An 11,658-nucleotide genomic window follows, 5' to 3' on the forward strand; every position below is an offset into this window, starting at 1 on the left:
TACGTTGGCGCTACGCGCCAACGTACCGATGCACGCGATCGCATCAATTGAGTGGTAACAAGCACAGATCAGTCGATAACCCGCAACTTGGGTTAATAGGATGTTTGAAAAGTATTAGGCGAATAGAATTCGCTACTAAGTAGGTCGGTGTAAATAATTATTGTTGGAATAAGGCAGGGGGCAGGGGGCAGGGAGCAGGGGGAAAGAGGGTTTGAGCCTTATTCACTTTTCTTCACACAGTTTGGTTTTATTGTGCCGACTTACTTACACAAAACTTAGTCCACCTGCGTGGACTAAGATAAAATCAAAGTTTTTAACCCACGGAGGTGGGTTTGGTTCGTGTAGCCGCGACTTCCAGTCGCTCGGTGAAGTAATAAATTAGACTTTTCAAACATCCTCTAAGTAGGTAGGCGGGAATAAACCAAACTATGTTACGAAAAGTAAATATGGCTAAAACCCTTACCAATGAACAATGACAAATGACGACCCCCACCAGTTAACTTTATTTACGCCCACCTACTTAATAGACATCTGGTGAAAATGAATGTAGAGACGTAGCACTGCTACGTCTCTACAAGGATTCTGGATAACGCATATTTAATTTCTGGAGATGTCTAATGTATTCGTTCTATTGGGATTGATAAAAGTAGTTGTATTTAAGAGCGATCGCTACCCTCTTTTATACTTAATCAACTGATCTAATCGGGACAAAGCACTCACGGCTGACTCTTTAACATACGGATCAATAGATTCATCATTTGTCAATCCTGTCAACACTTCCACCCCTCGGATATCACCCATTGAACCAAGTGCGTTGACGATCGCTACAGCCACCGCCACATTATCTATTGTTTTCAGAGCTTCAGTCAAAATCTCAAAGGCAGGAGAACCAATTTCACCCAGCGCCATCACTGATGCAATATAAACAACAGGATTTTGGTCATTGAGCGCTGTTTTCAATCCCTGTAAGCCCTCAGCCGGAAAAGGAACATCGGGATGGTTAGCAGCAACTTGTGCCAGGGCCTTAGCACAGCTACCCCGAATGGTCGCATTATCGCTATTTATTAATGACTCTACCAGTAGCGGTACAGCGTCCGTACCAATAGCGCCCAGTGCCTTTACCGCCGCTCGACGATAAGTGACATCTTCCTCATCCAAAATACCCATGAGCCGAGGAATGGTATTTTCATCACGGACATCAGCCAGTTCCCACATGGCTCGTTCTCGCAGATTGGGGTTGGGGTGTTTCAACTGTTCAAATAAAGAATCTATTGTCATAAAATCAAATTTTCCTGTCTAAATCCCCCAAGTTCAATCATGAATTACGTTAGCGCAGCGTTAGCGAGACCTTGAGCGTCATTACGAATTACTAACAACTGAGGGACTCTTGGTCAGTCACTCAACCAGATACAGGCAAAGCAACAGACTGAGAGTCCCTAAGTTTTAGAGTATGACGATCGCTCGTCTATTCAACCCTTGTTACTATGACAGGGAGTTGATCACATAGTCCAGGAGAGCGCGGAACTCACCCAAAGCTTGAGGAGACAAGTCACGAGGAGAGCAAGCGCGATCGCGAGTGTAAGTCAACGCGGTAACATAAGGAGCTGTGGGCAGACCCAAAGAGCGATAAACTTCACGAGCGCCTGCAATACCCCACTCATCCAGAGGACCAGTACCACCCACAACTAAGCTGTAGTTGATCAAGCGCAGGTAGTGCTTGATGTCGCGGAGGCACTTGTCTTTCTTGACTTGGGTAGCGCCAGCTTCACCTTCTTGGGTCAAGTAAGGATATTTCTTGAAGGCAGCATCATAAGCTTCCTTAGCTACGTTATCGATACCAGCAGCTAGCTTTTCAGCAGCTTCTAGACGAGCACTAGCACGTTGAATGCTACCTTGAACTGATTCTAGATCAGAGCTAGTTGGGAAACGACCTGCTGCATCAGCAGCTCCAATAACCGTAGTGATAACTGATTTCATTGCTTTTTATACTCCAGATTAGATTTGATCGAGTTGTGATTTCAGTTGGCTTGACTAATAGGCTTTAGCCGTTAGCGATTAGCAATTAGCTCAGAGCAGAAATAACGCGATCGAAGTAGCTAGCAGCTTCAGCAGCTAGAGCAGAGCAGTCGCCTTGAGGAGTGTCCAGTTTGCGGAACTTTTTACCAGCGTTAGCTTCTGTGTTGGTGTTGGTGATGTGAGCGACGCTAATCGCCTTTAGAATTTGAACAGCACGCACAGAAGAGGTGGTAGGTACGCCCAAAGCTGTGTAGGTTTCTTTCAAACCGTTCAAAGCGCGATCGTCTAATACAGAAGAATCACCAGCCAATAGTGCATAAGTTACGTAGCGCAGAATGATTTCAGCATCACGTAAACAAGCAGCAGTCCGACGAGTGGGGTACAAGTTACCACCAGCTTGAAGCAAGCCAGTGTTTTCACAAGCAATCCCAGCGATCGCATCAGAAACCGCACAGCTAGCATTGCTGGCGATCGCATTCACTGCATCAAGGCGCTTGTTGCCTTCAGCAATGAAAGACTTCAGGGCTGCCAAGTCAGCACCACCGATAGGAGCGGTTTTGGCATCAGCTGTAATTACAGCTCTGGAAAAAGCATCAAGAACCATGAGTTCTCCTTAATATTCACAAATGGCGGATATTATTTTTGGCTTGTTCTCGATCAGATTAACTGTGAGTAGCCAAACAAAAACATAGGGGATCAACAGTACCCTAGTCTTTACTATGAGAGACAAAGTAATAATCTGTAATATTTAATTTGGGAATTGGGGACTGGGGACTAGGGGGGAAAGTTACAGGAAGCGTTTCTCCCCCCTCTCTGCTTCTTGTTCCCAATCCCCAATTCCCAGTCCCCAGTCCCCAGTCCCCAGTCCCTAATCCCTAATTCCCAGTCCCCAATCCCCAATCCCCAGTCCCTAATCCCTAATCCCCAGTCCCTAATCCCTAATCCCCAATTCCCAGTCCCCAGTCCCCAATTCCCAGTCCCCAGTCCCCAGTCCCCAATTCCCAGTCCCCAATTCCCAATCCCCAAAAAATTAAGACTTACGCATTTCAATGGAACTCTGCCACTGCGTAAGTCTTAAAGAAAAAATCTTATTTTTTACTTGGTCAAGCTTGTTTTAGGAGATGTTTGACCAAATTATCTTTTACCATCATCTGCCGTAAAACTTCTAGCAAAAAATCCTGAGCCTCTTCTTGACTCAAACTTTTTACCTGGTCTTTCAAATTTTGTAAGCGAAACTGTTGTTCTAAAGTTAGTTCGATTGGGAAGTCCATCATTCACTCCTCGGATTGACTGGATCGAAGGGTATTTTTTATTACCGCTAGTTTGAAGGCGTAAGCTGTCGTAGAAATTGCTTTCCAATATTCTAGCACCGAGATATTAAAATGTCTACGTTGTCAAGTCATAACAAATCATGCTTATAAAAATTTACAATTACATAACAACACATCTCCTCTCCCCTGGTAGGAAATTTATTGAAGCTGACCCGCTAATGGCTGTAATGTTTAGAATGTTTACATAGCAACTACTCTAAAAAGAAAAAACAAGGTAAACATCGTCCGCAGGAGTTATAAGTAGGAGTCAGAAGATTGATAGACGCAATGGAATTTTTTCAGCTAAGTGCTGGTAAGTGGCGATCGCAACGTGCAACTCATCATCTAGCGTTCAAGCGCTCAGAGACGGGAGAATCGGATATACAGGTAGAAACTCTCGATGCCAACCATCCCGAAATCATAGAATTGTGCCAGTATCATGAAATTGACCCCAGCCTTTCAGTAGGTGGTTCGCGTGTGCGTTGGCTAGGCACAATGGCTTGGGATCGAGAAGGTGAGGAGAATCATCAGGGAAAAACCATATTTGCGATTGTGCCTGACGGCGATAACCCCAGACAAGGAAAATTACTCCGCGAAAGAGGTTACGCCGAAATCGTGCCTGTAGTCGGTCTTTTTCACATGGATGATGAAGATGGACTAGTATTGACAACCGAATACGAAACAATGAGTTCCATTGAGCGATTCTGGTTTGCCAGCCCAAATATGCGAATGCGAACCAGTACAGTCAAACGGTTTGGTGGCTTTAGCACGGCATCGTTTTGTACTGAAACACGCATTGATGCTGCTGTTGAGGTTTCCAGCACAGAAGAAGTAACAGAAAAACTTGGGACGGATGTTCTGGAAAAAAGACAATTTTATTCAGTTTTGGGGTGGTGAATTATCTCAAGCAGAGTGATGCTTTTACTCGTGGGCGAGATTATCTGCATCTAGTACAGAGACTTGCCCTAGAACCAGGTATGGTGGATGTGTTTGATAACTTGCGCGATCGCATCCCCATTTGTACTTGGATCGGCGATAATATTAATGCCGTAAACGCTCAGATCAACACCTATTTAGGGTTTTGTCATGAGTGCTTTCATCCCCAAGAGCGTCGCCACATCCAAATTTTTGCAGTACCCATAGCTCAATCCTTTGGGATAGACGGGCTATGCAACATTCTCACAAACCCAATCACTATTTTGGTAGATGTCGGTCGAGTTGCACCTAAAGACTGGTTTGGTGTAGTCGTCCATGAATACGCCCATGCCCATCTAGGAGACTTTGGTCACAATGAGCAGTTTGCTAGTATCCTATCTCATTTATGTTTAGGATTGGGATTGGAACCACCCTACTGGGAGGCAGGAATGGAAGCAACTTTGCGTAGCTGGCCTTACTGTAAATCAACCATAGATCCCCTGGAATTTTGGATAGGTCGCTGAGGGGGGCAGGAGGCAGGGGAGAGAAACAAGTTAAAAGTTAAAAGAAATATTGAATTTATCTTTCTTTTTACTTTTTACTTGTATGCCCAATGCCCCATACCCAATTCCCCATTAATTTCTTTTGCTAAATGTTAAAAATTATTGCTCTAGTTCAAAAAGGTGAAACTGAATCTCCTAATCTAAATTATGTGAATAAGTTTGTTTAGTGATTCACGTAGTTATTTAAGCTGGAAACCCCATTCCCTTTATTGATTAGCTATGGTTGAGTCTAGCAGACTAATCATTATTTCATCCGAATCCTGAAAATCACTCTTAGTTAAGTTTCGTGAAATTTTATCAGAATTCTGAGGTTCTGATCCAACTACTCCCTTAATATGTGATTAAAAGTTGTTAACTTTAATTAAGAACATGGAGGCTTTAGAGTGCCAATTCCTCTGTTAGAATATGAACCTTCAAGTCAAAACCAGCGTGTAGCTGCGTATGAAGTACCTGGTGATGAACAGCCCAGAATTTTTAATACAGACAATATTCTGTCTCCGTCAGATTTAGGTGATCTGATTGAAGCCGCATATCGTCAAATTTTCTTTCATGCCTTTGCTGCCGATCGCGAAACATATTTAGAGTCTCAACTCCGTAATGGACAAATTACAGTGCGGGACTTTATTCGTGGGTTGTTGCTTTCTAATACCTTTAAGAGAAGCTTCTACGACCTCAACAATAATTATCGTTTTGTTGAGCAAGTAATCCAGCGGGTTCTAGGACGCGACCCATACAACGAGCGGGAAAAAATCGCTTGGTCAATTGTAGTTGCGACCAAAGGTATTGTCGGCTTGGTTGATGAAGTACTCAACACTGAAGAGTACCTGAGCAATTTTGGATACTCCACAGTGCCCTATCACCGCCGTCGGATACTGCCATCTCAATCTGCGGGTGAGTTGCCATTCAACATCAAATCTCCGCGATACGAAGACTACCACCGTACCAAACTGGGTTTCCCCCAAATCATTTGGCAGGTAGAAGTACGCAGATTCCTTCCACAAGAGCAAAAACCCAAGGCTGGCGATCCAGCTCTATTCCTGAGCATGGCACAAAGTGTCAATGCAACTGGCAATGGGCCACAACGGATCTCGTCATTCAACATCGATATCGAAAAGTCTGTACCTTATCGGCAACTGGCAGGAATTAAATAACAATTTTTGGTCGGTGGCTGGCTAGTACATCCATTTGATTGATTATTTTATAGCGTGCATAAGTCTTGGGTTATGTAGGAGTTTCATTTAGATATAACTAGTGAAACAGACTCTATCCCATGTCTGATGCACGCTAGTTGTTAATTGGCATTGGCATGGGGTATGGTTTTTTTATGCCTAATGATATGTGAAATGGTTCTACTTTCAGGCGTGGATGGGCTTAAAGTGTAGTTCGTCTTTTGAGCATCTCCAAAAGTTTTGTAAAGTGGGCGGGAGGAGTCGCTGTCACTTCAATCAACTCCCCAGATAGGGGATGCTGCAATTTGAGTCGCCAAGCGTGGAGTGCTTGACCGGGCAAATTTACCCCCACTGAATGACCAGAACTATAAACTCGGTCGCCGACAATTGGATGTCCCATTTTGCCACTGTGGACGCGAATTTGATGGGTGCGTCCAGTTTCTAATTGAAAGTGAATTAAGGTGAAGTTACCAAGGCGTTCTAGTACTTGCCAGTGAGTGACGGCGACTCGTCCGCCTTGTTCAACGGGTATAATCGCCATTTTCTTGCGGTCTTGGGGATGGCGACCAATTGGTAGGTCTATGGTGCCACTTTCAGTTTTTGGCGCACCATAAACTACACCCAAGTATTCTCGCCGTGCAGTTTTAGCTTTGAGTTGCGCTTGTAGATGACGATGGGCAATATCTGTTTTAGCGATCGCGATCGCTCCCGTTGTATCCTTATCCAATCGATGGACGATTCCCGGACGTTGGACTCCGCCAATTCCTGGTAAATTGGGACAGTGTGCCAATAAAGCATTGACCAAAGTGCCATCTGGATGACCGGGTGCAGGATGGACAACTAAGCCTGCGGGTTTGTTGAGAATAAGTAATTGGTCGTCTTCGTAGAGGATATCTAAGGGGATATCTTCTGCAAGCAATTCTAGGGGTTGGACTTCTGGTATTTCCAGAGTGATGCGATCGCCTAACTTGACATTGATCTTCTTAGATGTGCAAACTTGCTCGTTAAGTTGGACGTTACCCTGTTCGATTAACTGTTGGATGCGGGAACGGGATAAGTCTGGTAATTCTTGAGAAAGGAAACGGTCGAGGCGATCGCCTTTGGTGTTGACGCAGTGTATCGTATTACTGGAGGGAAGTAGCCTAGGTGCTGCATCCTCCATAACAGAAGACAAGCGTTCGCCCTTGGCGTTGGTGCAGCCATCGCTATTTTCTTGGATTTGTAAATTAAATTCGGTCACAATTGCTCTACATTAATTCCCCTTCTTTAAGTAAAGCGCGGAAATGCTTTAAAAGGGCAGTTATAAACTGCGTTTAGACAGGCAAAACCTTCATTTTACCTTACGGATGAGAGTTTGTGTAACCGCGAATTCTATTCCAATACGTTTGGGTTAAGGGCTACTGGCAACAATTTTGGGTTTTCGAGACGCGATAAATCGCCGTCTCTACAAGTGTTTTGTTGCTCATTCTGAACTGTATTCAATTCTATTCGCCTTGACTGTCTTGTATTTGTTCTCTTAGGAAGGTGGATTAAATAAGATGCAAAACTTCATCCTGTTTCTAGCTTCCCTCTCCAATAGACATCTCCAGAAATTAAATATGCGTTACCCATAACCCTTGTAGAGACGTAGCACTGCTACGTCTCTACATTCTTTTTCGGAGATGTCTAATATATCGGAGAGGGATTGAGGGTGAGGTAAACCAGGGACATAAATTGTATGTTATTTAATTCTTATTCCTTACCGATTGTCGAAACGCTCTAAGTGCTGAACTCATTCCTGTAGTTCGCGCCATTTGCACAAACTGGGGAATGAGTTCTGTGATAGAAAAAGTAGGAAATGTGGGGCTGATGAGAGACTTCACATATTGCTCACCTTGCAGTAAGCTAATTTCTAGTTTTTTGCTTTCATATCGCCAGATTTCAGGCACTTTCAAAGCTTCGTAGGCACTAATTTGGGTTTTAGAGGTGACATCAATTTCAATTGCCAAATCAGGAGGAGGATCAACAGTTAGGTCGATCCTATCTTTCCCAATCATTAGCTTATAGTTTTGAATATAAAAGCAATCATCGGGTTCAATACCTGCACTTATCTCTTTTCGCTTAAAGGTGGTTGAACCTAAAGACTCCCAATTGAGATCGAGTTCATCTCGCAAAGCTTTCACCAAGTCTCCGATAATTACCTTAGATCGCTCATGTTCTGGTAATGGAGCCATAATTTCTAACGTTCCTTGGCTGTATGCTACTCGACTCCCGCGATGCTCTCCTAACTCGTTGAGAATTGCTTCAAATACTTGCCAACTCACATCTTCCAGTATTATTCTTTGCCCTGGTGGAACTCGAATTTGTCTGAGTTGAAGAGTAACCATCTGATGTTAGTTGTTAAATAATTTAATTTTTACTCAAATTTGACATGAGCGAAAAGGGAATTTTCCCAAATTCGATATAGCAAATGCCCTAGCTAAAAAGCGAACGCTTAAATTCCAATACAGTTCAATTAAGCTTGTCTTCCTTCTCTTTCTTTGCGTACTTTGCATCCTTTGCGGTAGCCTGCGGCAAGCCGCTCCGCGTCTACGTTCAGAAAAAAATCACTTTGACAAAGAGTAAAGCCTTAACTGAACCGTATTGGCTTAAATTCTTTCCGTCTCTCCTCCTCCGTGTCCTCTGCGCCTCTGCGGTAGCCTGCCATAAGCCGAAGAGTCTACGTTATTCTAAATCTATAACTTCTTGCGGCAACTCAAATAAACTATCTTCCCCAGCTTCAAAATCAATCACTTGATACACAGCATCAATATTTAACTCACCATAAATATGAGGAAATAATTCGCCTATTTCAGCAGGTTCATAGCGAATTTCAGCTTGTACTTGATCAGAATCAATAAAAAGTAGCACTAATTCTTTTTGATTATCAAAAAATCTCTTTGCAACTTTGAGTATCTGCGTTGATTTTGAGCAATGTATAAAACCCTCACTCTCTAACGAATCAGCGCGATATTTACCGAGATTTTTTGCTTGTTCCCATTGTTGGCGTTTGGTAATATGGAGGATAGTATTCATAGTAAATCTAGGAATTTCTGCGGATTGTAATATTTTCGGGAAATCTTCTAAATTTGTAAAGTCTTTAATTACTTGGGTAGCGCCGACATTTGTTAATTTATTATCACCTATTCCAATAAAGGCAATATTCAACTTATAGGCTGCTTTTACGTCCCAAACACCATCACCGACAAAAACAACTTTCTGAAATTTTTCAACTTGATCAGCATTCTCTGCTTTGATAATAGTTGTCTTAATAATATCTTCTCGCGAAAGTGCATCATTAGCTGAAGCCAACGGAATGCTTTCTATTTCTATATTAGCTTTTTTAAGTTTTAGTTTAGCAGATTCACGCCATCCACCAGTTGCGTAGACGCGAAGCGGCTTGTCGTCAGACATCGCAACGCACCAATCAGGGTCTAACTGTAATTTAGCTAATACATTTGCAGAACCAGAAATTTCGCTGAATAAATCTTGGTTGTTGATAAACGCTTCCTGAAGTAGACTAACAAAACGTGCTTTGAGTCTGACTAACTCTTCATTTGAAGGAAGACGTTCTAATTTTTCTTGGAAAATTTGCTGGGTAATTCCAGAATCCGTGGTGTATGCGTATTCAGCCCAGTTTGTATTTATACCAAAAATACCAAATTCCAAGGGAAAAGGGAACAGGGAACGGGCAACAGGCAACAGGGAAATCCCCATAATTAAAATCAGGGGATTTGTACAAGGACACATTGAAACATCGTGGCTGACGCCATCTCGTTTCAAATATTTTTATCTCTTTTCATAAATAAATTTAGGGGCTTTAAACCCTGTATTCGGGGCTAATTTTTTTTCTGTTCCCTGTTAAGAGTTCCCTGTTCCCGCCCCGAAGGGGCTTGGTAAAAGCACGTACAAAACAATTTTCATCAATTTTGGAGGTATTGGTCAGTGTACCATCAATATCAAAAATTACTAACTGCATACAAGCGATCGCTCTACAATATTATTCTTAAAAATTTCATATCCAGAGGCTAAAGCTGTAACACAGCCTACTTAAGACTTACTTTATAAATTGTCTCTTAGAATCGAGTCAATCAGTACGAGCGCAGCCCATTTTTTTTTGCTTCTTAGCATTATTCGCGTTTCTTGATGCAGAGGATAATATTTATGTTACTTCTATCATTTTACGAATATCATCTAAAGGTGATTCAGGTTTAGCAGGTTCATCAGGATAAAATTCAAGATATAATCTATATTTATCTGTAGTGACATTTGATATATATATTTTAATTTTTAGTTTGCCTTTTTGCCAGCCTCTACCGCTAATTTTAAGTATCTGGCAATCTATAACCAAATTTAATTTAACTTCATCTATTTTGATAGTTTCTTGACTAACAGATAGTTGCTTGAAAAATTCAGAAATTTGAGTGTTAGCATTTTGAATGGAGTATAAATAAGAAGCACTATGACGTTCCCACTTGCTGTAAATCTGTTCCTGAACTAATTCCTTTAATCTGCTGACCTTAAAAGTGTCTTTCTCCAAAAGTACAACATCATCACAGTCTAGAGTAATGAATTTATTCTTCATATCAGTGTAATCAATTCAGAGTGGAGAAATAATGGCTTGATAATTTAAGCTTACTTCTAGCTTATTCTGCAATTTTGTTTAGATCAAGTTAGTGAAAATACTCAAATAACTTGCAAAAGAATAATCTGAGCATCTATCAAGCGATCGCTCAACAACATTCCTAAATAAGTTACGAACAAAAAGATCCCCGACTTCTTGAAGAAGTCGGGGATCTGAGGCTCTGGGTGTTTGCAAAATTACGCCCAGACACATAGCTTTATTTTGCATCTTTGCATGATTTATCATTCTATAAATTCGGTGGAATACAAACATCTGGCGTACATAAACCAGGAAATTCCAGCGTTTTCACCTCAAAAGTATTCAAATTTACGCAACGAATAGCATGGTTATTGGTATCACTAATATATAGATATGAATCCATAACACTCAATCCCGAAGGTTCAAAAAACCGAGTGTTCTTACCCTTCCCATCTTTTAAGCCGCTAATACCATCTCCCAAAACTGTTTGACAATTCCCTGTGCTGGGATTAACTAATTTAATTTTATGATTATAGGTATCTGCCACCCACAGAAAATTCTCAGCGTATTCCACTCCTAAACAGTGTTGTAAACGGACATCTTCACCTTGTCCATCTACATCGCCGAAACCAAATAAACCCCCACTACCGCAAACAGTTCGCACTTGGTACGGTTCTACAATTCCCACACCACGAATTGAACTAACTTCGCTGTCAGCAATATATAATTCTTGCCCATTATTAGTAATACCGCTAGGTTGAGCAAAGGCAGATTCGGTAAGTGAACCATCAATACAAGCTTCTGCACCAGTACCAGCATAAGTTTTGATGATGCCGGTTTCCAAATCCATTTGCCAAATTTGATGCGGCCCAGCCATTGCAATAAACAGAATATTTCCCACTTTCACTAAATCCCAAGGGGAATTCAGCGCGGTTTCTAAACCAGCACCGCTATGAGGATGGATATTGCGCAGGACTTACGCAACTGTCACAAGCAATGGCGCGGTTACACCGCGCCGCGCGCCAAACAACTACATGATAAACATGGGAACAGCAGGACGTTTT

General features: G+C 42.1%; 12 protein-coding genes and 1 pseudogene. 3 read left to right on the forward strand and 10 right to left on the reverse strand.

Annotated features, from left to right (window positions below):
- Positions 1–669: 669 nt before the first annotated feature.
- The 5 genes from V7K67_RS12825 to V7K67_RS12845 all read right to left on the reverse strand — a co-directional run bounded on the left by V7K67_RS12825 (position 670) and on the right by V7K67_RS12845 (position 3,290).
- Entirely contained in the window at positions 670–1,278 is a 609-nt protein-coding gene (locus V7K67_RS12825) for a HEAT repeat domain-containing protein (RefSeq protein WP_334732996.1), read from the reverse strand.
- Positions 1,279–1,482: 204 nt separating this feature from the next.
- Entirely contained in the window at positions 1,483–1,977 is a 495-nt protein-coding gene (locus V7K67_RS12830; protein ID WP_334732997.1) for a bleomycin hydrolase, read from the reverse strand.
- A gap of 85 nt (positions 1,978–2,062) precedes the next feature.
- Complete coding sequence (locus V7K67_RS12835) at positions 2,063–2,620, reverse strand: bleomycin hydrolase (protein WP_334710059.1); 558 nt, start codon at positions 2,618–2,620, stop codon at positions 2,063–2,065.
- Between the two features lie 170 nt (positions 2,621–2,790).
- Positions 2,791–3,042, reverse strand: coding sequence for a hypothetical protein (locus V7K67_RS12840; RefSeq protein WP_335166827.1), 252 nt, complete (start codon positions 3,040–3,042; stop codon positions 2,791–2,793).
- A 77-nt stretch (positions 3,043–3,119) separates the two neighbouring features.
- Positions 3,120–3,290, reverse strand: a complete 171-nt coding sequence (locus V7K67_RS12845; protein WP_442936022.1) for an NblA/ycf18 family protein — start codon at positions 3,288–3,290, stop codon at positions 3,120–3,122.
- Between the two features lie 315 nt (positions 3,291–3,605).
- Between V7K67_RS12845 and V7K67_RS12850 the strand changes: the two genes are divergently transcribed.
- The 3 genes from V7K67_RS12850 to V7K67_RS12860 all read left to right on the forward strand — a co-directional run bounded on the left by V7K67_RS12850 (position 3,606) and on the right by V7K67_RS12860 (position 5,955).
- Positions 3,606–4,223 carry a phycobiliprotein lyase gene (locus V7K67_RS12850; RefSeq protein ID WP_335166830.1) on the forward strand — a complete coding sequence of 206 codons (618 nt, stop codon included), beginning with the start codon at positions 3,606–3,608 and terminating at the stop codon, positions 4,221–4,223.
- A complete protein-coding gene (locus V7K67_RS12855) occupies positions 4,220–4,765 on the forward strand; it encodes a hypothetical protein (RefSeq protein ID WP_334732998.1) in 546 nt (181 codons plus the stop codon). The genes V7K67_RS12850 and V7K67_RS12855 overlap by 4 nt, the downstream gene beginning before the upstream one ends.
- Before the next feature lie 422 nt (positions 4,766–5,187).
- Positions 5,188–5,955, forward strand: coding sequence for a phycobilisome rod-core linker polypeptide (locus V7K67_RS12860; protein ID WP_334710061.1), 768 nt, complete (start codon positions 5,188–5,190; stop codon positions 5,953–5,955).
- Positions 5,956–6,175: 220 nt separating this feature from the next.
- Here V7K67_RS12860 and V7K67_RS12865 read toward each other — a convergent pair whose 3' ends face one another.
- The 5 genes and pseudogenes from V7K67_RS12865 to V7K67_RS12885 form a co-directional block, all read right to left on the reverse strand.
- The gene (locus V7K67_RS12865) at positions 6,176–7,213 is read right to left on the reverse strand and encodes an RluA family pseudouridine synthase (protein ID WP_334732999.1); all 1,038 of its coding nucleotides are present in this window, start codon (positions 7,211–7,213) and stop codon (positions 6,176–6,178) included.
- Positions 7,214–7,697: 484 nt separating this feature from the next.
- The gene (locus tag V7K67_RS12870) at positions 7,698–8,339 is read right to left on the reverse strand and encodes a Uma2 family endonuclease (RefSeq protein ID WP_334733000.1); all 642 of its coding nucleotides are present in this window, start codon (positions 8,337–8,339) and stop codon (positions 7,698–7,700) included.
- A 337-nt stretch (positions 8,340–8,676) separates the two neighbouring features.
- On the reverse strand, positions 8,677–9,027 hold the full coding sequence (locus V7K67_RS12875; protein ID WP_334733009.1) for a DUF952 domain-containing protein: 351 nt from the start codon (positions 9,025–9,027) through the stop codon (positions 8,677–8,679).
- Between the two features lie 1,126 nt (positions 9,028–10,153).
- Entirely contained in the window at positions 10,154–10,576 is a 423-nt protein-coding gene (locus V7K67_RS12880) for a KGK domain-containing protein (protein WP_334711812.1), read from the reverse strand.
- Between the two features lie 286 nt (positions 10,577–10,862).
- Positions 10,863–11,564: pseudogene (locus V7K67_RS12885) on the reverse strand (thioredoxin-like domain-containing protein); the annotation flags it as partial.
- Between the last annotated feature and the right edge of the window lie 94 nt (positions 11,565–11,658).

This window comes from Nostoc sp. (assembly GCF_036917155.1).
Classification (GTDB): Bacteria; Cyanobacteriota; Cyanobacteriia; order Cyanobacteriales; family Nostocaceae; genus Nostoc.